The 21,881-nt window shown below is 70.0% G+C and carries 23 protein-coding genes; 10 read left to right on the forward strand and 13 right to left on the reverse strand.

Annotation, left to right across the window (positions count from 1 at the left end):
- Positions 1-7 precede the first annotated feature (7 nt).
- A complete protein-coding gene (locus VM780_RS13925; protein ID WP_325448311.1) occupies positions 8-1,057 on the forward strand; it encodes an aldo/keto reductase in 1,050 nt (349 codons plus the stop codon).
- A 43-nt stretch (positions 1,058-1,100) separates the two neighbouring features.
- The gene (thpR, locus tag VM780_RS13930; protein ID WP_325448313.1) at positions 1,101-1,634 is read left to right on the forward strand and encodes an RNA 2',3'-cyclic phosphodiesterase; all 534 of its coding nucleotides are present in this window, start codon (positions 1,101-1,103) and stop codon (positions 1,632-1,634) included.
- 10 nt (positions 1,635-1,644) lie between these two features.
- Here thpR and VM780_RS13935 read toward each other — a convergent pair whose 3' ends face one another.
- On the reverse strand, positions 1,645-2,373 hold the full coding sequence (locus VM780_RS13935) for a hypothetical protein (protein WP_325448315.1): 729 nt from the start codon (positions 2,371-2,373) through the stop codon (positions 1,645-1,647).
- A 120-nt stretch (positions 2,374-2,493) separates the two neighbouring features.
- Between VM780_RS13935 and leuD the strand changes: the two genes are divergently transcribed.
- Both leuD and VM780_RS13945 read left to right on the forward strand, forming a co-directional pair.
- Positions 2,494-3,099 carry a 3-isopropylmalate dehydratase small subunit gene (gene leuD, locus VM780_RS13940; protein ID WP_325448317.1) on the forward strand — a complete coding sequence of 202 codons (606 nt, stop codon included), beginning with the start codon at positions 2,494-2,496 and terminating at the stop codon, positions 3,097-3,099.
- 129 nt (positions 3,100-3,228) lie between these two features.
- Entirely contained in the window at positions 3,229-3,612 is a 384-nt protein-coding gene (locus tag VM780_RS13945) for a RidA family protein (RefSeq protein ID WP_325448319.1), read from the forward strand.
- Here the strand turns inward: VM780_RS13945 and VM780_RS13950 are convergent.
- The 4 genes from VM780_RS13950 to acnA all read right to left on the reverse strand — a co-directional run bounded on the left by VM780_RS13950 (position 3,602) and on the right by acnA (position 8,624).
- On the reverse strand, positions 3,602-3,976 hold the full coding sequence (locus VM780_RS13950; protein ID WP_325448321.1) for a DUF2794 domain-containing protein: 375 nt from the start codon (positions 3,974-3,976) through the stop codon (positions 3,602-3,604). The two genes, VM780_RS13945 and VM780_RS13950, sit on opposite strands and share 11 nt — an antisense overlap.
- A 76-nt stretch (positions 3,977-4,052) precedes the next feature.
- On the reverse strand, positions 4,053-5,057 hold the full coding sequence (locus VM780_RS13955) for an alpha/beta fold hydrolase (protein WP_414652827.1): 1,005 nt from the start codon (positions 5,055-5,057) through the stop codon (positions 4,053-4,055).
- Positions 5,054-5,842: a DUF1223 domain-containing protein gene (locus VM780_RS13960; protein ID WP_325448325.1), complete on the reverse strand. Its 789-nt coding sequence runs from the start codon at positions 5,840-5,842 to the stop codon at positions 5,054-5,056. The genes VM780_RS13955 and VM780_RS13960 overlap by 4 nt, the downstream gene beginning before the upstream one ends.
- Positions 5,843-5,942: 100 nt before the next feature.
- Complete coding sequence (gene acnA, locus VM780_RS13965) at positions 5,943-8,624, reverse strand: aconitate hydratase AcnA (protein ID WP_325448327.1); 2,682 nt, start codon at positions 8,622-8,624, stop codon at positions 5,943-5,945.
- 185 nt (positions 8,625-8,809) lie between these two features.
- Here acnA and ccmA point away from each other — a divergent pair, with 185 nt between their 5' ends.
- Entirely contained in the window at positions 8,810-9,430 is a 621-nt protein-coding gene (ccmA, locus tag VM780_RS13970) for a heme ABC exporter ATP-binding protein CcmA (RefSeq protein WP_325448328.1), read from the forward strand.
- 1 nt (position 9,431) lies between these two features.
- Here ccmA and VM780_RS13975 read toward each other — a convergent pair whose 3' ends face one another.
- Positions 9,432-9,959: a PepSY domain-containing protein gene (locus VM780_RS13975; RefSeq protein ID WP_325448330.1), complete on the reverse strand. Its 528-nt coding sequence runs from the start codon at positions 9,957-9,959 to the stop codon at positions 9,432-9,434.
- Between the two features lie 142 nt (positions 9,960-10,101).
- Between VM780_RS13975 and ccmB the strand changes: the two genes are divergently transcribed.
- Positions 10,102-10,755: a heme exporter protein CcmB gene (gene ccmB / locus VM780_RS13980; protein ID WP_325448332.1), complete on the forward strand. Its 654-nt coding sequence runs from the start codon at positions 10,102-10,104 to the stop codon at positions 10,753-10,755.
- 46 nt (positions 10,756-10,801) lie between these two features.
- Here the strand turns inward: ccmB and VM780_RS13985 are convergent, their stop codons facing one another.
- Positions 10,802-11,086, reverse strand: coding sequence for a hypothetical protein (locus tag VM780_RS13985; protein ID WP_325448334.1), 285 nt, complete (start codon positions 11,084-11,086; stop codon positions 10,802-10,804).
- A gap of 236 nt (positions 11,087-11,322) precedes the next feature.
- On the opposite strand from VM780_RS13985, the gene VM780_RS13990 reads away from it, so the two are divergent.
- From VM780_RS13990 to VM780_RS14000, 3 genes are read left to right on the forward strand one after another with little or no spacing between them, the layout of a single operon-like run.
- On the forward strand, positions 11,323-12,087 hold the full coding sequence (locus VM780_RS13990) for a heme ABC transporter permease (RefSeq protein ID WP_325448336.1): 765 nt from the start codon (positions 11,323-11,325) through the stop codon (positions 12,085-12,087).
- Positions 12,084-12,242 carry a heme exporter protein CcmD gene (ccmD, locus tag VM780_RS13995; protein WP_325448338.1) on the forward strand — a complete coding sequence of 53 codons (159 nt, stop codon included), beginning with the start codon at positions 12,084-12,086 and terminating at the stop codon, positions 12,240-12,242. Before VM780_RS13990 ends, ccmD begins: the two co-directional genes overlap by 4 nt.
- Positions 12,239-12,859 (forward strand): DsbE family thiol:disulfide interchange protein, encoded by a 621-nt coding sequence (locus VM780_RS14000; RefSeq protein ID WP_325448340.1) that lies wholly within the window; start codon positions 12,239-12,241, stop codon positions 12,857-12,859. The genes ccmD and VM780_RS14000 overlap by 4 nt, the downstream gene beginning before the upstream one ends.
- A 15-nt stretch (positions 12,860-12,874) precedes the next feature.
- On the opposite strand, the gene ribB is transcribed toward VM780_RS14000, so the two are convergent.
- The 4 genes from ribB to VM780_RS14020 form a co-directional block, all read right to left on the reverse strand.
- Positions 12,875-13,996 (reverse strand): 3,4-dihydroxy-2-butanone-4-phosphate synthase, encoded by a 1,122-nt coding sequence (ribB, locus tag VM780_RS14005; protein ID WP_325448342.1) that lies wholly within the window; start codon positions 13,994-13,996, stop codon positions 12,875-12,877.
- 94 nt (positions 13,997-14,090) lie between these two features.
- A complete protein-coding gene (locus tag VM780_RS14010) occupies positions 14,091-16,565 on the reverse strand; it encodes a hybrid sensor histidine kinase/response regulator (protein ID WP_325448344.1) in 2,475 nt (824 codons plus the stop codon).
- A gap of 135 nt (positions 16,566-16,700) precedes the next feature.
- Positions 16,701-19,091 carry a mechanosensitive ion channel domain-containing protein gene (locus tag VM780_RS14015; RefSeq protein ID WP_325448346.1) on the reverse strand — a complete coding sequence of 797 codons (2,391 nt, stop codon included), beginning with the start codon at positions 19,089-19,091 and terminating at the stop codon, positions 16,701-16,703.
- A gap of 77 nt (positions 19,092-19,168) precedes the next feature.
- On the reverse strand, positions 19,169-19,387 hold the full coding sequence (locus VM780_RS14020; protein ID WP_325448348.1) for a DUF2945 domain-containing protein: 219 nt from the start codon (positions 19,385-19,387) through the stop codon (positions 19,169-19,171).
- 122 nt (positions 19,388-19,509) lie between these two features.
- On the opposite strand from VM780_RS14020, the gene argE reads away from it, so the two are divergent.
- A complete protein-coding gene (gene argE, locus VM780_RS14025) occupies positions 19,510-20,667 on the forward strand; it encodes an acetylornithine deacetylase (protein WP_325448350.1) in 1,158 nt (385 codons plus the stop codon).
- A gap of 9 nt (positions 20,668-20,676) precedes the next feature.
- Here argE and VM780_RS14030 read toward each other — a convergent pair whose 3' ends face one another.
- Both VM780_RS14030 and VM780_RS14035 read right to left on the reverse strand, forming a co-directional pair.
- A complete protein-coding gene (locus VM780_RS14030) occupies positions 20,677-20,880 on the reverse strand; it encodes a hypothetical protein (protein WP_325448352.1) in 204 nt (67 codons plus the stop codon).
- A 40-nt stretch (positions 20,881-20,920) separates the two neighbouring features.
- Entirely contained in the window at positions 20,921-21,880 is a 960-nt protein-coding gene (locus tag VM780_RS14035; RefSeq protein ID WP_325448354.1) for a diacylglycerol/lipid kinase family protein, read from the reverse strand.
- Between the last annotated feature and the right edge of the window lies 1 nt (position 21,881).

The raw sequence follows: 21,881 nt of genomic DNA on the forward strand, positions 1-21,881 counted from the left end.
CGCCCGTATGGAAAGACGCCAGCTCGGCCGCACCGGGCTCGAGGTCAGCCTCTGCTGCCTCGGGACCATGACGTTCGGCGAGCAGAACACCGAGGCCGAGGGGCACGCTCAGCTTGATCGCGCGCGGGACGCCGGCGTCAATTTCCTCGACGCGGCCGAGCTCTACCCGATCCCGCCGAAGCCTGAGACCCAGGGGCGCACCGAGGAGATCATCGGCACGTGGCTCAAGGCCCGCGGCGGCCGCGCCGAAACGATCGTCGCCACCAAGGCGGTGGGGCGGAGCGCAATGGAGTGGTTCCGCGACCCGCCGGCGCCGGCGGAGCTGTCGCGTGCGCAGATCCGCGAGGCGGTGGAGGGCAGCCTGCTGCGGCTGCAGACGGACTACATCGATCTTTACCAGCTGCACTGGCCCGACCGGCCGGTCAGCCAGTTCGGCTCCAACCCGACGATCTATCGCGCTCCGGAGCCGGCGCTCGAGCATTCGGTCCGAGAAACGCTCGAGGCGCTTTGCGAGCTGCAGCGCGAAGGCAAGATCCGGCATGTCGGGCTGTCGAACGAGAGCCCCTGGGGCGTGATGAGTTTCCTCGCCGAGGCGCAGACCTGGAGCCTGCCGCGCGTCGCGTCGATCCAGAACGCCTACAACCTGCTCAACCGCACCTTCGAGTGCGGTCTCGCCGAGATCGCGCTGCGCGAGGATGTCGGGCTGCTGGCCTATTCGCCGCTGGCGCAGGGCTATCTGACGGGCAAGTACCGGGGCGGCGCGCTGCCCCCTGGCGCGCGCAAGACGCTGTTCGACCGGCTGCAGCGTTACGAAACGCCCGGCGCCGACGCCGCGATAGAGGCCTATGTCGATCTAGCTGGGGAGATCGGGCTTTCGCCCGCCCATCTCGCCTTGAAGTTCGCCGCCACCCGTCCTTTCGTGACGTCTGTGATCATCGGGGCGACCAGCCCGGAGCAGCTCGAGCACGACCTCGCGGCCTTCGACGCGCCGTGGAGCGAGGAGACGGAACGGCGGGTGGACGCGATCCATCTGCTGCGGACCAATCCCTGCCCCTGAGCGGCGCCGCCGCGGACGGGGGAAGGGCGCCAGGGAGGCCAGCGTGCCGCGGTTGTTCACCGCACTCGAGATTCCGGACGACGTCGGCGCGGCGCTGTCGACCTATCGGGGCGGGCTTTCGGGCGCCCGCTGGCTCGACGCCGAGAATTACCACGTCACGCTGCGCTTCCTCGGCGACATCGACGAGGACACGGCTCAGGAGGCGGCCTATCTGCTGGGCCAGGTCCGCCGGGCGCCGTTCGACGTGACGCTTGGCGGCCTCGACGCCTTCGGCGGCGCGCGCCCGAGGGCGCTGATCGCCCGGGTGACGCCGTCCTCCGCCATCATCGAGCTGCAGGCCGAGCACGAGCGGCTGATGCGGCGCGCCGGGATGCCGGCCGAGCGGCGCAAGTTCACGCCGCATGTCACGCTGGCGCGGCTGCGCGACAGTTCTTCGCGCGCGGTCGCGGACTATCTCGGCCTGCGCGGCGGGCCGCCGGGCCTGTCGTTCCGGGCCGAGCGCTTCGTGCTGTACTCGTCGCGCGATTCGGTCGGCGGCGGCCCCTATGTGGTCGAGGCCGCCTATCCGTTGAGGTGAGCCGCCCGGCTCAGGAGGCTTTGCGGATCAGCCGGCGCACGATGCCGGTGCCGGCCGTCTTTGGCCGTTCCGGGGTCTCGACCGCCTGGGCGTCGGCGACGCGATCGATCATCAGCCGGAGCCCCTCGGCGTAGAGATTGATGTCGGCGCGGTTCAGCGCATGCAGCTTGGCGATCTCGCGCGGCGTCACATCGACCCGCTCGTTGATCGCGTTGTAGCGCCGGTTGAGCTGCGGCGCGTCGGACCCGAACAGCAGCGCGAGCCCGAGCTCGAACCGTTCGGTGATGCCAACGAAGGCGAAATCCTTGAGCTCGACGCCGGCCAGGAAGGTCGAGTGGATGTTGCGGATCCGGCGCTTGCGGGCGAAGTGGGTGAGCGGCAGTTGGCCGGCCTTGATCTCCTTGTCGAACGCCCATTTGGTCGGGCGCTCCTTGATGAAGGAGTAGTGCGAGATCACGCGGTCGACCGGATCGCGCAGCCAGGTCCAGAGCTGCCGGCGCGGATCGACGATCGCGGATTCGACGAGGCTGACATAATAGTGCCCGTGCAGCACCTCGACGCCCTCGTCGGCGAGCGCCGGCAGCCGGGAGGCGAGCTGTGCGCGCGGCACGCGAAGCAGCGGATGCGTCGCCGGATCGTTCTCGCCGTAGAACAGCGCGAGCCGCTCGCCATAAAGCTCCTTGAGCGCGTTCCGGAAGCTGGTGCCGGCGGTTTTCGGGATGTGGATCGAGAAGATCATGCGGCGAGAGGTCTCCAGACCGGGAGCTGCGCGACGGTCGCGCCTGCGAGGCGAGGGCGCCGGACGGGGTTGACCGCCGTTTCGGGCGGGAGCATGACACGGGCCTCAGGAGCCAGAGAAATGCAGAAGTTCGATACCCTGACCGGCGTCGCCGCCCCGTTGCCGATGATCAACATCGACACCGACATGATCATCCCTAAACAATACCTGAAGACGATCAAGCGAACCGGTCTTGGGGCGGGACTGTTCTCGGAGCTGCGCTATAACGCCGACGGCAGCGAGAACCCGGACTTCGTCCTCAACAAGCCGGCCTATCGCGACGCGCAGATCCTGGTGGCGGGCGACAATTTCGGCTGCGGCTCGTCGCGCGAACACGCGCCGTGGGCGCTGCTCGACAAGGGCATCCGCTGCGTGATCTCGACCTCCTTCGCGGACATTTTCTACAACAACTGCTTCAAGAACGGCATCCTGCCGATCGTGGTCTCGCCCGAGGATCACGCCAAGCTGCTGGACGACGCCGAGCGCGGCGCCAACGCCCGCCTGACCGTCGACCTCGAGGCGCAGGAGATCCGCGGCCCCGACGGCGGCGTGGTCAGGTTCGACATCGACCCGTTCCGCAAGCGCTGCCTGCTGGAAGGCCTCGACGACATCGGCCTGACCATGCAGAAGGCGGACCGCATCGCGGGCTTCGAGACGAAGCTCGCGGCGGAGCGTCCCTGGGCCTGACGGCGTCTCCGCCTGCCGCTCTCCTCCGGCCCCGATCGCGGGCCGGCCTGTCCTCCGCCTGAGTTCAACCCTACGGCCGCTTCCTTGGAAGCGACCCGCCTCACTTTCGCGTCCATCCGAGACAGATCCATGACACGTCGCCTGATCTCCACCGGCTCCCCCTTCGAGAAGACCGCGGGCTACAGCCGTGCGGTCGTGGATGGCGACCTCGTCTTCGTGTCCGGCACCACGGGCTATGACTACGCCACGATGACGATGCCGGAGGACGTCGGAGCGCAGGCCCGCAACGCCTTCGCGACGATCCAAAAGGCGCTCGCCGAAGCCGGCGCCTCCTTCGAGGACGTCGTGCAGACGCGCTATTACCTGGTGGAGCCGTCCGACGCAGAGGCGCTGTTCCGGGTCACGGGCGAGATCTTCGGCGAGATCCGGCCGGCGAACACGCTGATCGTGTGCCGTCTGCTGAAGCCGGAAATGAAGATCGAGATCGAGGTGACGGCCCGCGTCAGGAACTGACGAGCCGCAGCGACCCGCCGTCGACCGCGGCCAGGACCCGCTTCAGCTCAGGGCCCCGCTTCAGGATGAGCCCGGTGGTCGTGACCACCGAATACGCGCCCTGCCGCCGGGCGAGCGCCGGGTTCTTCTCGATCCGGTAGAGCGCCAGCTCGCCGGCGCGCCGGAACACCGAGAAGACCGCCCGGTCCTTCAGGAAGTCGATGGCGTAGTCGCGCCACTCTCCGGCCGAGACCATGCGGCCGTAGAGATTGAGGATCTCGTTGAGCTCCTGCCGGTTGAACGTGACCTGAGCGGGCGAGAGTTCCGGAGCCGCCGCCGAAGACGCGCGACGCGGGACAAGCCGTATAGGCTCCGGATCGATCATTCAGCCTCCCAGAAAGCGCCCCAAGGCATGCGGCCATGATCGCGGACGCAGCCGACCGGCGCAAGGCGCCGCGGCGTCACTCGGCGAGCGCCTTGAGCAGCGCGGCCTCGAAATCCGCAGGGGCCTCGATCTGCGGCGCATGTCCGAGGCCGGGGAACTCGACGAGCTTCGCGCCCGGAATCGCGGCTGCGGCGCGGCGGCCGAGCGCGGGATAGTCGCCGAGCCGCTTCGCGATCTCCGGAGCCGCGCGATTGGCGCCGGGGGCGGTGCGGTCGGCCTGCCCGATCATCAGCGTCGTCGGCTCGGCGATCCGCGGGAACTCGTAGACCACCGGCTGCGCGTAGATCATCTCGGAGGCGCGGGCGCCGATCCAGGCGATCCGGTCGCGTCCTGGCCCGGCATACATGCCGGCGTTCATTTCGGCCCAGCGGTCATAGGCGGGCTTCCATTCGCCCGCGTAATAGAACTTCGTCTGGTAGGCCTTCACGGTCTCGAAGGTGGTCTTCAGCTCGCTCTCGTGGAGCGCGTCGATCGTGGCGTAGGGTACGCCTTCGGCCTTCCAGTCCTCGAGCCCGAGCGGGTTGACCATCACCAGCCGCTCGGTCGCCTGCGGGTAGGTCAGGGCGTAGCGGGCCGCCAGCATGCCGCCCATCGAATGGCCCAGAATCGTCGCCCTGTGGACGCCGAGGCTCTCGAGCAGCGCGTGCGTGTTCGCAGCGAGCTGCGGGAAGCTGAACTGGTAGCCGTCGGGCTTGGAGGATTTGCAGAAGCCGATCTGGTCGGGCGCGATCGTCCGATAGCCTGCCGCGGTCAGCGCCGAGATCGCGCTCTCATAGGTCGCGCCGCAGAAGTTCTTGCCGTGAAGCAGCACCACGGTGCGCCCGTTCCGGCGGGCCGGCGCCACGTCCATATAGGCCATCGACAGGCGCTGACCCTGCGAGACGAAGTCGAAGCGCCGGACCTCGTGCGGGTAATCGAAGCCTTCGAGCTCCGGCCCGTAGGATGGGTGATCGGCCGCCAAGCCGGCGCTCGCCGGAAGCGCTGCGCACAGCAACGCGGCGATGAGACGGAGAGCTCTCAATAGGGATCGCGCGCCAGCCGGGCTGCGGTCGTGGTGGCGTCGAACACCGCCGGATCGGCCTGAGCCGCGCCGAGGATCGCGCCGGGCTGTCCGCCGGTGCCGGACTGCACCAGCACGGCGAGCCCGTCCGCGCCCGCTCTGAGAACCTCTTCGGCCGGCACCTCAAATTTCGCAGGCGCGCCGTCCCAGGCGCCAAGCCGCGTCATATGGCGCACGACATTCGCATAGGTGGCGGTGCGCCCGGCGTTTTCGCCGCGCCCGATCTGCACCTCGTGGGCGCGCTCGAACGAAAACGCCCAAACCTCCGCGTGCGGCGCGGCGAGCGGCCGGCGCGGCTCGGCAACCGCGACTTCGATGCGGCCGTCGCGGATCTTCAGGTTCACCGGCAGTGCGAGCCCGCCGTCCGCTTCGGCGCGCGTGATGGCGCCCATCACGGCCGCGCCGTCGCCGCCGACCGCGGCCTCGCGACCGTTGACGACGATCTGGGGCGTGTAGACCTTGCGGTCGCCGCGGGCGAGCGCATAGGCGCGCTGCCGCGCCGTGTTGGACGGGCTGGCGAGCGTGTCCTTCCAGCCGAGATAGTCCCAGTAGTCGACCGGCAGGGTCAGCACGAGGGTCCGGCCGTCGCGCGCGAGCTCGCTCGCGAGCCGGTCGGCCGGCGGGCACGACGAGCAGCCCTGGCTGGTGAACAGCTCGACGACGCCCCGCGGCGTCTGCTCGTCAGCCGTCGCGCCGCCCGACGAGGTCAGGCATCCGACGAGAAAAGCAGCCAGGGCGAAGCGCATCAGGTCCGGCGGGGCTTGAATGAACCAGAGGCAGGTTATGGGTATCGCCGCCGCCGCCCGCCACTCACATGGCGGTGACGCGCGGCGACGTGATGACCGCTCAGGCCGCGAGGCTCCGCAGCACGTAGTGCAGGATGCCGCCGTTGCGGAAGTATTCGAGCTCGTCGAGCGTATCGATCCGGCAGAGCAGCGGGACCCTGCGCACGGCGCCGTCCGCCGAGGCGATCTCCGCCTCGAGCGTCACGCGCGGCCGCAGCCCGTCGGCGAGCCCGTGGATCGTCACAGTCTCGTCGCCCTTGAGGCCGAGCGTCTGCCAGGACGTGCCCTCCTCGAAGGTCAGCGGGGCGACGCCCATGCCGACGAGGTTGGAGCGGTGGATGCGCTCGAAGGACTGCGCGATCACGGCCCGCACGCCGAGCAGGCTGGTGCCCTTCGCGGCCCAGTCGCGCGACGAGCCGGTGCCGTATTCGCGGCCGGCGAACACCACCAGCGGCACGCCCTCGGCCTTGTAGCGCATCGCGGCGTCGTAGATCGGCAGCTGCTCGCCGCTCGGATAGTGGATGGTGACGCCGCCCTCGACGCCCGGAACCATCTGGTTCTTGATCCGGATGTTGGCGAAGGTGCCGCGCATCATGATCTCATGATTGCCGCGCCGCGTGCCGTACTGGTTGAAGTCCTGCGGGCGGACCTGATGGTCGCGCAGATATTCGCCCGCAGGACTCGCCTGCTTGATCGAGCCGGCCGGCGAGATGTGGTCGGTGGTGATCGAGTCGAGGAACAGCCCGAGCACCCGCGCGCCGTCGATGTCCGTCACCGGCTTGGGCTCGCGGTCCATGCCCTCGAAATAAGGCGGGTTCTGCACATAGGTCGAGGAGCTGACCCACTCATAGGTCATGCCGCCCGACACCTGGATGCCCTGCCAGTTGGCGTCGCCCTTGAAGACGTCGGCGTATTTCGACTGGAACAGCTCGCGGGTGATCGTCTGGCGGATGAAGTCCGCGATCTCGGCCGAGGACGGCCAGATGTCGCGCAGGTAGACCGGCTGCCCGTCCGAGCCGACGCCGAGCGGCTCGGTGGCGAGATCGATCTGCATGGAGCCTGCGAGCGCATAGGCGACGACCAGGGGCGGCGAGGCGAGATAGTTCGCCCGCACGTCGGGGTTCACGCGGCCTTCGAAATTGCGGTTGCCGGAGAGCACGGCGGCGGCGACGAGATCGGACTCGTTGATCGCGGCGGAAATTTCCTCCGGCAGCGGTCCCGAATTGCCGATGCAGGTGGTGCAGCCGAAGCCCACGAGGTTGAAGCCGATCTTGTCGAGCTCGGTCTGCAGGCCGGATTTCTCCAGATAGCCCGCCACCACCTGGCTGCCGGGCGCGAGCGAGGTCTTCACCCACGGCTTGCGCGTCAGGCCCTTGGCGGCGGCGTTGCGCGCCAGCAGCCCGGCGCCGATCATCACGCTCGGATTGGAGGTGTTGGTGCAGGAGGTGATGGCGGCGATCACCACGTCGCCATGGCCGAGATCATGGTCCCGGCCCGCAACCGGAACCCGCCTCGCCGCCTCGCCGGGCTTCTTGAACTCGCCCTCGAGCGAAGCCAGGAAGCCGGCCTTGGCCTCCTTCAGCAGCACCCGGTCCTGCGGCCGCTTCGGCCCGGCGATCGACGGCTCGACGGTGGAGAGATCGAGCTCCAGCGTGTCGCTGAACACCGGGTCCGGCGTGCCGGACGTGCGGAACATGCCCTGCGCCTTGGCGTAGGCCTCGACCAGCGCGACGCGCGCCTCGTCCCGGCCGGTCTCGCGCAGATAGCGGATCGTGTCGGCGTCGATCGGGAAGAAGCCGCAGGTCGCGCCGTATTCGGGCGCCATGTTGCCGATCGTGGCGCGGTCCTCGAGCGCCATGTTGTCGAGGCCTGCGCCATAGAACTCGACGAACTTGCCGACCACGCCCTTCTTGCGGAGCATCTGGGTGACGGTCAGCACGAGGTCGGTCGCGGTCACGCCCTCGCGCAGCGCGCCGGTGATCTTGAAGCCGATCACCTCCGGGATGAGCATCGAGATCGGCTGGCCCAGCATGGCGGCCTCCGCCTCGATGCCGCCGACGCCCCAGCCCAGAACGGCGAGGCCATTGACCATGGTGGTGTGGCTGTCGGTGCCGACCAGCGTGTCCGGATAGGCGACGGTCGCGCCGTCCTCGTCCCGGGTCCAGACCGTCTGCGAGAGATATTCGAGGTTCACCTGATGGCAGATGCCGGTGCCGGGCGGCACCACGCGGAAATTGTCGAACGCCTGGGCGCCCCAGCGCAGGAAGCGGTAGCGCTCGCCATTGCGCTCATATTCGAGCTCGACATTGCGGCCGATGGCGCGGGCGTTGCCGAACTCGTCGACGATTACCGAATGGTCGATCACCAGGTCGACCGGCACCAGCGGGTTGATCTTCTTCGGATCGCCGCCGAGATGCTTCATGGCGTCGCGCATCGCGGCGAGGTCGACTACGGCCGGCACGCCGGTGAAGTCCTGCATCAGCACGCGCGCCGGCCGGAAGGCGATCTCCCGATCCGAGCGCCGGTCGGCGAGCCAGCCCGTCATGGCGCGCGCGTCGTCGGCCACCACGGTGCGGCCGTCCTCGAAGCGCAGCAGGTTTTCGAGCAGCACCTTCATCGAGAAGGGCAGCCGGGACACGCCCGCAAGTCCGTTCGCCTCGGCGTCGGGGATGCTGTAGTAGCGATAGGTCTCGCCGCCCACCGACAGGGTCTTGGCCGAACGGAAGCTGTCGGGATGGGACACGAGGGGCTCGCTCCTTGGAATGCACGGCGGCGCGGCGGCTCGGACCCGCGCGGGTGCGCTGCACAAGATAGACGTGAGGTCCTTATAGGTGAAGTCTTGCCCCGGTTGAAGACGCTTGAGTCCTGCGTGCGCCTTGCGAAAACCGCCGGGCTTCGAGGCGTTCCAACATCTGTCCCGGCGGCCGCATGAGGCTCGTCGCCGAAGCCCTGACGGTCGCCCGCGGCGGGTGCCCGATCCTGGATGGGGTGAGCCTCGCCGTCGAGGAGGGCGGGGCGCTCGCGGTCGTCGGCCCCAACGGCGCCGGCAAGTCGACCCTGCTGCGGACGCTCGCCGGCTTGCTGAAGCCCCTGTCAGGCTCGGTCAGATTGGAAGGCGACGAGGAGGACGCGCCGGTGAGGGAGCGGATGCACCTGCTCGGCCATCTCGATGCCGTCAAGGCGGGGCTGAGTGTCGAGCGCAATCTGGCCTTCGCGCGGGACGTCCTCGGCGGGGAAGGCGATCTGGCGGAGGCGCTTACGCGCGTGGGGCTCGGGGCGATCGCCGATCTCCCCGGCGGGGCTCTGTCGGCGGGCCAGCGCCGCCGGCTGGCGCTTGCGCGCCTGATCGCCGCTCCGCGGCCGGTGTGGCTGCTCGACGAACCGACCGCGGCGCTCGACGCGGCCGGGCAGGCGCTGCTTGCGGCTTTGGTCGCCGAGCACCGCGGGCGCGGCGGCATGGTGATCGCGGCCACCCATGCGGAGCTCGGCTTCGAGGGCGGCGCGACGCTCGATCTCAGTCGACGAGCGCGCGCGGCCGCCCCAGCATGAGTCAGTCGTCCACGACCGCCTTGCCGTTGGCGTCGACGTCGACGTCCTTCGAGCCGTCGGCGGTGGCGACGTCGATCTCATAGGCGACGGCGTCGCCCGAGCGCTCGACCTCGGCGCTGGTCGCCTTGCCGTTCGCCGCCTTCTCGGCCGCAGCGATCGCTTCCTTGAGCTGGGTCTGCGCCTTCTGGAAATCCGCCGGCTTCAGCATGGTCCAGTATTTCTCGAAGGTCTGCTCCTCCTGGCCAGTCACCTCGCCGCTGTTCGGATCCACGAAATACTTGGTCAGCTTGTCGCCGCCCTGGCTCAGGACCTTGACCTCCCAGCGCCCGCCGTAATCGTCCTCGAACTCGGCCTCGGTGGCCTTGCCCATGCCCTTCTGCTCGGCGGCCTCGACAGCCTGGCCGATCGTGACCTTCGCATTCTTGGCCATCTCGGTTTCGTCGGCGGCGTAACCGGGCGCGGTCTGCGCTACCGACAGCACGCCTGCGATCGCCAAAGCGGACAGTGAGGAAGTAAGGTTGATTCTCATGATTGTTCTCCTGTCTCGGTCAGGCGAAACGCTGACCAGTCATCAGCAACGCGGATCGCGGGCATATGTTCAGCGTCGGAGGTGAAATACCCGTGAGAGGCTGCCTGTCCTTCTTCTTGAGTCCGGCTCGCGGAGACGCCGCATGAACTCGCCGCTCGCCGCCGTGCTGTCGCGCGATCTGGCCTTGGCGCGGGGCGGGGGCGCAGGACTTGGCGTGATGTTCTTCCTGCTGGTCGTGACGCTGACGCCATTTGCGGTCGGTCCCGATCTCGCGCTGCTCGCCCGCATCGGCCCCGCGATCCTGTGGCTCGGCGCGCTGCTGGCGAGCCTGCTCGGGCTCGACCGGCTGCTGCAGGCCGACCATGAGGACGGCAGCCTCGATCTCATGCATCTCGCGCCGGCCCCGCTGGAGCTGCAGGTCGCCGCCAAGATCCTCGCGCACTGGCTCGCGACGGGGCTGCCGCTGGTGCTCGCCGCGCCGCTGTTCGGCGTCATGCTCGACGTCGGTCCGGCGGTCTCCGGCCACGTGGCGCTCGCCCTGCTGGTGGGGACGCCGGCGCTCGCCTGTCTGGGAGCCGTCGGCGCCGCGCTGACGGTGGGGCTGCGGCGCGGCGGGCTGCTGGTGCCGGTCCTGATCCTGCCGCTCGCCGTGCCGGTGCTGATCTTCGGCGTCGCGGCCTGCGACCCCTCGCGCGAAAGCCTCGCGCCGCTGAGCGTGCTGGCCGGGCTGGCGCTCGGCTACGCGGTGCTCGGCCCGGTCGCGGCCGCGGCCGCCCTGCGGCTGCTGCGCGACTGACGCGGGCAGGGCCTGGCGCTAAGGCCCGGCCCTGCTTCAGGTTCGTTCAGTACCGACCGTCGATGCGGCCGTGCTCCCGCCCGCCCCGGTCGTCGCCGCGCCGCTCGCGGCCGTCGTGACGGCGGTCCCGGTCGCGGTCGTGGCGCCGGCCGTCATACCGGCTGCGCTCGTACCGTCCATCGCCATGGCGATAGCGGCCCTGCCCCCAATGACCGCGGTCGCCTTCGACGAAGGTGCGGTCATGGTAGCCATAGCCCCGCGCCCGGTCGTGCTCGCAGGCGCCGAGCGCGAGCGCGACCGCTGAAATGGCGAGGAGAGAGATGATTTTCATGTGATCGGCTCCTTGGGTCTCGAGCGCCCTAAATGGCTCCCGAACGGCTCGGGCCCAGCCGCGGAACGTCGAGGCCGGCCGGCTGCTCCGGCAGGAACGAAGAGGCTGAACGGTTCCAGAGGCCGTCGGTTAGCTGAAAGGATGAGCGGCTGAGGCTGCGCTGCGGCCCCGAGGCGCGCTGATTTTCGCCACGGACGTCTGTTGTGAGGACCGAGTTCGACATAAAAGGCCGAGCCATGGCCCTGCTCACTTCCATTACGGCGCTCGCCAACCCGGCCCGGTTCGCGGGCTTCGCGGCGCGCGCGCTGCCCTGGCTTGCAGGCGCGACCGCGGTCGCGCTGGCGCTCGGGCTCTATCTCGGCCTCCTGGTCGCGCCGGCCGACTACCAGCAGGGCGAGACCGTGCGCATCATGTTCCTGCACGTGCCGGCCGCCTGGCTCGGCATGATGGGCTACACCATCATGGCGGTCGCGAGTCTCGGCGTTCTGATCTGGCGCCATCCGCTCGCCGACGTCGCCGCCAAGGCGGCGGCCCCGCTTGGCGCCGCCTTCACGTTTCTCGCGCTCGCCACCGGCTCGCTCTGGGGCAAGCCGATGTGGGGGACCTACTGGGTGTGGGACGCCCGGCTGACCTCGTTCCTCATCCTGTTCCTGATGTATCTCGGCCTGATGGCGCTGCGCTCCGCGATCGAGGAGCCGTCGCGCGCCGCCAAGGCCTGCGCGGTGCTGACGCTGGTCGGCTCGGTCAACATCCCGATCATCAAGTTCTCGGTCGACTGGTGGAACACGCTGCACCAGCCGGCCTCGATCACCCGCATGGGCAAGCCCGCCATGGATCCCTCGATCCTGTGGCCGCTGCTGACGAACGCGCTCGCCTTCACGCTGCTGTTCGTGACGCTGCACCTCGCCGCGATGCGGACGGAGCTGATCCGGCGGCGGCTGCGCACGCTCCGGATCACCGCGGCCGCGTCGGCCGCCTTCGCGCCGGAGCCCGCCGAATGAGCGATCCGCATCTCGGCTTCATCGTCGCCTCCTACGCGATCGGGTTCGTGGTCGTGGCCGGTCTGATCGTGTGGACGGTCCTGGACCACCGCGTCCAGGCGCGCGCGCTCGAGCGGCTCGAGGCCCGTTCCGGCCGCCGGCGGGGCCGCCCGTGACCCCGGAGAACGAGGCCGCCGCGCCCGCGGCGGGTTGGCGCCGGCGGGGCTTCGTGGCGGTTCCGATCGTGGTGTTCGTGGCGCTCGCCGCGCTGCTCTATGTGCGCCTCTACAGCGGCGATCCCTCGGCGCTGCCGTCCGCGCTGATCGGCCGGCCGGCGCCCGACCTGACGCTCCCCGCGCTCGAAGGTCTGACGGGGGAAAGCGGCGCGGTCCCGGGTTTTTCGCGCGCCGATCTCGCGACCGGCGAGGTGACGGTCGTCAACGTGTTCGCGTCTTGGTGCGTGCCCTGCCACCAGGAGCACCCGATTCTGCTTAAGCTCAGCCAAAGCGGCGTGCGGATGTTCGGGCTGAACTACAAGGATGCGCCCGAGAACGCCCGGCGCTTCCTTGGCGGTCTCGGCAATCCGTACCAGAAGGTCGGGGTCGATCCGGGCGGCCGCGCCGCGATCGAGTGGGGCGTCTACGGCGTGCCCGAGACCTTCGTGGTGAGCGGCGACGGCCGCATCGCGTTCAAGTTCGTCGGTCCGCTGACCGACGAAAGCGCCGAAAAGACGCTGCGGCCGCAGCTCGAGAAGGCCAAGGCGGCGAACCCGAAGCCCGCCGCCTCGTCCTGAAGCCGGCGTCTCCGGCTACTCGTCGAGGATCTCGGTCTTCTCGATCGCGATGCCGAAGCCCGCGATGCCGACATATTGCCGCTCGTGGCCGGCGAGCAGCGAGATCTTGCGGACCCCGAGATCGCGCAGGATCTGCGCCCCGACGCCGATCTCGCGCCAGCGCTGGCGGCGCTGGCGGGCCGACATATGGCGCTCGGCGGCCGGATCGTCCGAGCCCTTCTCGCCGGCGGCGTCGCGCGGGTCGCGCAGCACGGCGGGATCCCGGATCAGGATGAACACGCCGCGGCCGGTTTCGCCGAACCGGGCGAGCGCATTGTCGAGCCAGCCCTTGGAGGTCGCCGCGCCGCGCAGCAGGTCGGTCAGCAGGTGCTCGCGGTGGATGCGGCAGGGCACGGCGCCGTCGCCGCTGACGTCCCCGACGGCGATCGCGACATGCTGCGTCTGCTCGAACGGCGTGTCGTAGACCGTGATGATGGCGTCGCGGCCTCCGATCAGGCGCTCGAACCGATCGACCCGCCGCACGAAGGTCTCGCGCCTCGACCGGTGATTGATGAGATCCTCGATCGAGACGATCTTCAGCCCGTGCTCGCGGGCGAAGGCGATCAGCTCCGGCAGCCGCTTCACGGTGCCGTCGTCATTGACGACCTCGGCCAGCACGCCGACCGCGGGAAGCCCTGCGAGGGTCGCGAGATCGGTCGCGGCCTCGGTGTGGCCGGAGCGGGTCAGCACGCCGCCCTCGCGCGCGATCAGCGGGAAGACGTGACCGGGCCGCAGGAAATCGGACGAGATCGCGTTGTCGGAGCCGAGCGCGCGCACGGTGTTGGCGCGCTCCTCGGCCGAGATGCCGGTGGTCAGGCCGATCTTGTAGTCGACCGAGACCGTGAAGGCCGTCCGCATCGGGTCGAGATTGGTCGCGACCATCGGGGCGAGGTTCAGCGCCTCGGCCCGCTCGGCGGTGAGCGGCGCGCAGATGATGCCGCTGGTGTGGCGGATCATGAAGGCGAGCGTCTCCGGCGTCGCCTTGGCGGCCGCCATGATGAGGTCGCCCTCGTTCTCGCGATCGGTGTCGTCCACCACGACGACCAGTTCGCCTGCGGCGATCGCGGCGATCGCCTGGTCCATGCTGTCGAGTTCCAATGCGGCTCCGATCGGTCGCTGCGTCACAAGGCCTGTCGGCGCGTCGAATGCACCCGCGGCCTTGCGCGGGTCAAGCGGCGGCGGCGCAGCCCTGTCAGAAGCTTCCGGATGCGCAGGCCTCGAGACCGCGCTTCAGCGTGTGGCCGTCGAACGGTTTGGTGACGACCGCCACCGGTCCGCCGGCGGCCAGCAGCGGCGGCGCCTGGAAATCGTCGCGCCCGGTGGCGAACAGGATCGGCAGCCGCGGCCTCACGCCGCGGCTCCATTCGGCCAACGTCTCGCCGTCCATGTCTGGCAGGCCGAGATCCGTCAGCAACAGGTCGATCGTGGCGTCGTTCGCCAGCGCGGCCTGCGCCGCCGCGGCGTTGTGGGCCTGCTTGACCGTGTGGCCGAAGCTCTCGAGCAGTTCGGCGACGCCCATCGCGATCAGCGGTTCGTCCTCGACCAGCAGGATGCGGAGCGGCGACGGCTTCTCGGGCGCCGCAGGCTTCCGGTCGTCGAGCAGTTGGCGGAGCTTCAGCGCCAGCGTCTCCTTGCGGTAGGGTTTTTCGATCAGATGCACGTTCGGATCGACGCGGCCCTGGTGAACGATGGCGCTCTCCGCATAACCGGACATGAACAGCACCTTCAGCTCCGGGCGGCGCAATAGCGCCAGGCGGGCGAGTTCGGGCGGCTTGGGCGCGCCGGGCATCACCACATCCGACAGCAGCAGGTCGAACGCCTGCCGGCCCTCGATCAGCGGCGTGGCCTCGGCCGTGGAAGCCGCGGCGATGACCTTGTAGCCCAGCGCGACGAGCAGATCGGAGACGGCGGTCCTGACGCCGTCGTCGTCTTCGAGCAGCAGGATCGTCTCGCCCCGGGCGCGCAGATCGGCCCGGCCGACGCCCTCGGCGTCTTCCGGCGGCGCGGCCTCGCTGCGCGGCAGGGTCAGGCGCACGACCGTGCCCTGGCCGGCGACGCTCTCGATCGCGACGCCGCCGTTCGACTGTTCGATGAAGCCCTGCACCTGCGGCAGCCCGAGCCCTGTGCCGCGCCCCTCCGGTTTGGTGGAGAAGAAGGGTTCGAACACCCGCGCAAGCACCGCGGGGGTCATGCCAAAGCCGGCGTCCGCCACGGCGATCTCGATCCGCTCGCCATTTCTCTCGTCCGCCGCGAGGTTCTTGACCGAGATCGTCAGCTTGCCGCCGTCCGGCATGGCGTCGCGGCCGTTGATCGCGAGGTTCAGCACGGCGTTCTCGAGCTGAATCGGATCGACCAGCGCCGCCCACGGCTCCGGATCGGCCGTGATCTCGATTTCGACCTGCTCGCCGAGGGTGCGGTCGAGCAGATCGGTCATGGCGGCGACCAGCGCGCCGACATGGGTGGGCTTGGGCGTCAGCGGCTGGCGGCGGGAGAAGGCGAGCAGCTGGCGCGTCAGCTTGGCGCCGCGCGCCGCGCCCGCCATGGCGTCGCGCAGCCGTCGCTCGGTCGTCGGCGTCATGGCGCCCGCAAGCTCCTCGGCGAGCAGCTCGAGATTGCCTTTCACGACCTGCAGCAGGTTGTTGAAGTCGTGCGCGACGCCGCCGGTAAGCTGGCCGATCGCCTCCATCTTCTGGGCCTGCCGCAACTGGCGTTCCGCCTCGCGGCGTTCGGTCAGATCGCGCGCCGAGCCCACCACACGGCGCGTCCCGCCGGCCAGAGCCTCCACGGGCGCCAGCATGACCTCGAAGACGCGCTCGAGACCCTGGATCTCCGCGACCTCCTCGTAACGGAGCGGGGCGCCCGCCGCGAGGCATTCGGCGATCTTGCGCGTCAGCCGGGCGGCCATCGGGGCCGGCATGAATTCGGCGAGCCGGCGGCCCTGGACGCCCTCCTCGCCGATCTCGAGCGCCCGCTCCAGCACGCGGTTCATCGTCTCGACGGCGACCGCGCCGTCGGAGGCGATCGAGACGACGAAGACGCCGTCGGGCGTGTTGTCCACATAGGCGGCGTAGAGCGCGTCGATGTGGCGCCGCGCGGTCTCCTCGTGGCGGCGACCGGCCGCCTCGGCGGCCACGCGCTGATAGGCGTGGGCGAGGTCCGCAGTCCGCTGCGCGACGAGTCGCTCGAACTCGGTTTCCTGGCGCGAGGCCGCCTCGCGCAGCCGCGCGGCCTCGTCGATGTCGTCGCCGACGCAGAACCAGCGGGTCACCGCGCCACGCTCGTCGCGCTGCGGCCAGCCGCGGCTGAGGAACCAGCGCCAGCCGCCGCTTCCGTCCGGCAGCCGATGCTCCAGCACGAACGGCTCGCCGGTGATGAGGCTCCGGCTCCAGCGCGTCGCGCACTCCTGCCGGTCGTCCGGATGGATGCGCGACAGCCAGGCGTCGCGGCCGACCTCGGCTTCCGGGGCCCCGGTCAGGCGCCGCCAGTGGGGATTAAAATAATCGTGCTCGCCCGTCAGGGGGGCCGACCAGACGATCTGCGGCGCGTCGTCGGTCAGCGCCTTCAGCCAGGTCTCGGGGGAACCCGGCGGCGGCAGCTCAAGAGCCGTGCGACCGCCTTCCGGCTCGGCGGCGGGATCGTTCCAGAAGGTCGCAGGCATGGACGTCATCTGGCGGCCCGCAAGCTCCCACGGGCCGCGAGGCCCGGGACGCGGCGGGAAGCCCCCCGCCGAGCCTGGAGGCTAGCACGAAACTGCAGCAGGGTGGCGAGCCCCCGCGCCCACGAACGCGTGCGCGGCCGCGCGTCAGCCGTTGGTTGCGCCGCCGCCTTCGTCGGGCGCGCCGTCATGACCCTGGAAGGTCTCGGACGCCAGCGCCGCCTTGCCCTGTCTGCCGGACGCCGCGGAATGCGGCTCCCGGCGGCTCGCGAGATCGACGGCCGCCGTCACCCGGAGCGGCGGCGCGTCGCCGCGCTTGTCCTCGCCCATGTAGAGCGTCAGATGCGGGAACGGCATCTCGATGCCGCGCTCGTCGAAGATCTCCTTGACGATCTCGTTATAGGCCCGGCCGACCATGAACTGGCGGCCCGGCACGGTCTTGATCCGGCCGCGCACCGTAATCGCGCTGTCGCCGAATTTGGTCAGCCCGTGCAGTTCGAACGGCCCGGTGATGTCGGCGCCGTGCGGCCCCTCCTTGAGCAGGTCGAATGCGTCCTGCATGGCCTGCTTCACCTCCGGGATGGACTCGCGATACGCCACCCCGATCTCGGCCATGTGGTAGCTGAAGGTCTTGGTCGCGTTCGACACGCTGTCGACCGACGAGAACGGGATGAGGTGGTAGACGCCGTCGACCGAGCGGATGCCGACCGAGCGGATCGTCAGGTGCTCCACCGTGCCCTGCACGCCGCCGACCTTGACGTTGTCGCCGGCGTTCATCGCGTTCTCGAACTGGATGAACGCGCCGGTGATGATGTCCTGCACCAGCTTCTGGGCGCCGAAACCGATCGCGAGCCCCAGCACGCCGGCGCCGGCGAGCAGCGGGGCGATGTTCACGCCGATCTCGGCGAGCGCGAGCATGCCGACGAGCACGAACAGGGCGATCGTGAAGGCGTTCCGGAACAGCGTGAGGAGGGTGCTCTCGCGCGCCGTCGGAACGTGCCCGAACGCCGGGTTCAGCCGGTATTCGATCCAGGAGGAGACCGCTACATAGGCCGCGAGCCCGATGATGATGATCAGCCCGGCCGTCAGGGTGGAGGCCGCGAACCGGGCGCCGGCCGCCGTCGACAGCCAGCCGAGCAGGTCCACCAGCGCCCAGCTCTGCGCCACGGCGAGCAGGACGATCAGCAGGACGATCAGCCGCACCGCCTTCAGCACGGCGGGCACGAAGGCGTTCAGCCGGCTTTCGAGCAGCGGCAGCCGGGCCCTGACGTCGGCCGGCACGCGCATGCCGCCGGCGATCAGTCGCGAGATCAGCGCCGTAGCGATCGCCCCGATCGCCACGGCCGCGAGCGTCTGAAGCGTCGCCTTCGCGATGAAGGGCAGGGCCTCGCCGGGATTGACGAGCCACGCCGTGAACAGCGCCACCAGCCAGGCGATCGCGATCCAATGCCAGAAGCGGGCGAGGAAGCCGTAGAAGGCGGAGACGAGTTCGGTGTGCGCCGCCTGCGTGCGCGCCGCGAGCCGCTGATGCACCCGCTCGCGGTTCTGCAGCACGATCGCCACCGCCATCATCAGGCTCGCGAAGGCGACCACCACCCGGACCGCCTGGGCCGCGCCGGGCGATACCGCCGCGGTGAGGATCGGGGCGACGAAAAGGAAGGTGTAGCCGAGCGTCGAGATCAGCCGGCTCGCCCAGAAGTACCAGTAGGCTGCCGCCTCGTCCCCAATCGGCGCCGCGCGAAGCCCGGGATAGCGGGGCGAGGTCGTCGCGCGCAGCACGACCTTGAGCAGTTCGATGGCCAGAAAGGCGTTCAGGAAGAGCGACTGCTGGATCGTGATCACCCCATATGCGCCGAACTGCAGCGCGAACACGTAGCCGCCCGCCCAGGCGACGAGCACCATCACGGCGTCGACAAGCGCGCTCACCCCGATCAGCGCGACCCGTTCGGGCAGCCGGGCGCTGATCGAGCGCCGGCCGATGCTGCGGTAAAATGGAATTCCGAGCGCCCGCAGGGCCAGAAAGGCCCCGAACGTGACGCCGATCGTGAGCGCCAGGGCGAGCAGCCGCGGCCAGTCGACGTTCTGCTGCAGCGGGCCCGCGAAAATGCTTCCAAGATCGGCGATCAGCGTCGAGCTTGCCGCCACGAGCGCTGCGCCACGTTCCGCTACGGCGCGCGTGTATTCGGCGGCCCGCCGCGCGAGCGTCGGCTCGGCGTCGCCCTCCGCGGCTCGGGCTGACTGCACGGCCGAGGCGTCGTCCGGCGCTGAAGACGGCCCGTCCACCTCGCCCGGCTTTTTGACCGGCTGGTTCTGATCCGGCGCCCCTGACGGCGCGGCCTGGCCTTGCGCGGCCCGGAGCCGCTCGATCAGCGCGGCCCGCGCACGATCGTCTTCCAGGATGCGGATCAGCGCGTCGACGTCGCCGGACGGCTGCGCCTGCTCAGGGTTCTGCGCCGGTTCAGCGCGCAGCTGACCAGGCGCGCTGCACGCCGCCGCGATCACCAGAAGTCCAGCCAGCAGGCGGCGCAGAACGGTCATGAAGGCGGACAAAGCTGCGTCACGGAGAGAGATGGCAGCAGATAGGGTGCGGGCCCGCGGAGGAAACGACGCTTGGCCTAGTCTGCGCCGAGCTCCGAATGCGATTTCAGGACGCGATCGCCGTCCGGCTGCTCGATCAGATAGGCGGGCTCGGCGTCGCTGCCGTTGCGCACGATCTTCGCGCCCTTGATGGTGCGCTGGACGCGGCGGCGGAAAACCTCCGCGACTTCGCCGTGCCCGCGTCCAGAGCCCCAGTTCCACGCGACCTTGGCTCCGACGGCGTATGCCTTCGACATGGCGCTTCTCCGTTCCTCGCGTTTTCGGGCGCAACGCCTCGTGCAAACCGGGTTCCGCACGGCGCCTTCAGCTTGCGCGGCCCAGCGTCTAGGCTGCGGGCTCACGAGCTGATTGGCGCGAAATGGCCTCCGACAAGACGATCGAGCTGCTCGGCGAACTCATCGCGTTCGACACCACGAGCCGGAATTCGAACCTGCCGCTCATCCGGCATGTCGAGAGCTACCTCGACGGTCTCGGGATCGCGCATGAGCGCGCCGCCGGCGCCCATGGCGACAAGTCGAACCTGTTCGCCACCATCGGGCCCGCCGATCGGCCGGGGCTCGTGCTCTCCGGCCACACCGACGTCGTGCCGGTCGATGGTCAGCGCTGGTCGACCGATCCGTTCCGGCTGACTCGGCGCGACGCCCGCCTGTATGGCCGCGGCGCCTGCGACATGAAGGGCTTTCTGGCCGTCTGCCTCGCGCTTGCGCCCGAAATGGCGGCCGCCGAGCTCAGGATACCGATCCACTTCGCCTTCTCGTATGACGAGGAAGTCGGCTGTCTGGGCGTCCGGGAACTGCTGGAGATGCTGGCGGCTCGGCCGGTGAAGCCGCTCGGCTGCATCGTGGGCGAGCCGACCGACATGCAGGTGGTGATCGCGCACAAGTCCAAGCGCTCGCTGCGAGTCGACGTGCGAGGGACCGGCGGCCATTCCTCGCGAGCGCCCGAAGCCGTCAACGCCGTCGAATACGCCGCCCGGCTGGTCACCCGCACCACCGAGATCGGCCGCCGGCTCGCATTGTCCGGCCTCAAGGACTCGCTCTACGACATCCCGCATTCGACCGCCCATGTCGGCGTCTTCCATGGCGGCGTCGCGCTCAACATCGTGCCCAACGAAGCGGTCGTCGAACTGGAGTTCAGGGTGCTGCCGGAAGAGGACGCCGACGCGCTCGTGGAGGAGTTCCGCGCCTACGCGGCCGAGCTCGAGGCTGAGATGCAGGCGCGTGACCCGCGCGCGGCCGTCGACGTCTCGATGAAATCGGAGTTTCCCGGCCTCGCCACCGCGCCCGACGCCGACATCGTCACGCTCGTGAAACGGCTCGCCGGCCGCAACGAGCACGCCAAGGTCGCCTATGGAACCGAGGCGGGACTGTTCGTCGAGACCGCCGGAATCCCGACGGTCGTCTGCGGGCCGGGCTCAATTGCCCAGGCGCACCGCGCCGACGAATACGTCGAGGAGGCCCAGCTGGCGCAGTGCGAAGCCTTTATGCGCCGGCTGATCCGGCACTGCGCAAGCTGAACGCCGCTCTCAGCGGCTCTTGCGGCGTCTGACGGGGACAGGCTTCGGCTTGGGCTGCGCCAGGCCGGGAAACCACAGCGACATCATCCGCCGGTTCGTCTCGGCGAGCCAGGCTTCCTGCGCGCGCCGGGCCTCCGAATAGGCTCGGCCGCGCGCCGCGCCCGTCAGCGCGTTCGCCGTGCTCAGCCAGGCGCTCATCCAGGGATTTTTCATCGCCGTCCTCCGCTCACCCGCACCAACGCCCTTGGGTCCGTCATGTTCCGCGGGGCTGGCCTGCAGGCGGCGCATCGGCCGCCGCGCCGAGCGGAACGATCGGGCGCATCATGGTCGCGGCGGCCGGCAGGGCTGCATAGCGCAGCGGGCAGGCTTCGCGGCTGAGCTCGCCGTCGGTCGCCACCCACACCCGCCGCCGCCGGAGCTTGGTGACCACGGCCTCCTGGGCGCAGAACGCCTCGATCAGGGGATTGCTGCGCCAGCCTCCGGTCACGACGTCGACCGCGAGCCGGAGCCGCTCCCGCATGCCGCCGGCATGGGCGACGATCACCTCGATCTCGCCGCCGTCGAGCCGCGGCCGCCGCCAGCTGTCGTCGGCGAAGGCGTTGTTGGTGACCAGGACCGCCGTGGCGTCCACGCGTTGCGCGCGGCCGTCGATGACGAGCTCGTAGCGCGAGCGTCCGGACCGGAAGAACGCCCGAAACGCCGCCAGCGCGAAGCCGAGATATCGGCCGAGCCCGCGGCTGCTCCGCGCGGCCTCGCGGGCGCGCGCCATCTGGGCGAAGAAGCCGAGCCCGGAGATCGAGTGAAACGGGCGGCCGTTGACCGAGGCAAGGTCGACGCGCCGCGGCTCGGCCTGGGCAAGCGCGGCGATCGCCGCCTCCAGCGGCTGCGGCACGCCGAGGTCGCGCGCCAGCAGGTTCACGGTTCCGAGCGGCAGCACGCCGAACGTCTTCCCGAGCGCGAGCAGGCGGCCGAGCGAACGCGACACCGAGCCGTCGCCGCCGCCCACGATGACTTCGTCATGGCTGTCCGCGCGGGCGATCTCGTCCAGCGCGGCGCCGAGATCGCGTGGCGGGACCATGCGGACCTCGACCTGCTTGCCGGCCGCCGCGAACGCTTCCCCGATCCGCTCCGCCGCCGTCTGCGGCCCCGGCGCGCGCTCCAGGTCTTTCAGCGCGCCGGCGCGGGGGTTGAGCAGGACGAGGCAGCGCGCCATC

Source organism: Hansschlegelia sp. (genome assembly GCF_035538955.1).
In the GTDB taxonomy this organism is placed as follows: domain Bacteria; phylum Pseudomonadota; class Alphaproteobacteria; order Rhizobiales; family Methylopilaceae; genus Methylopila.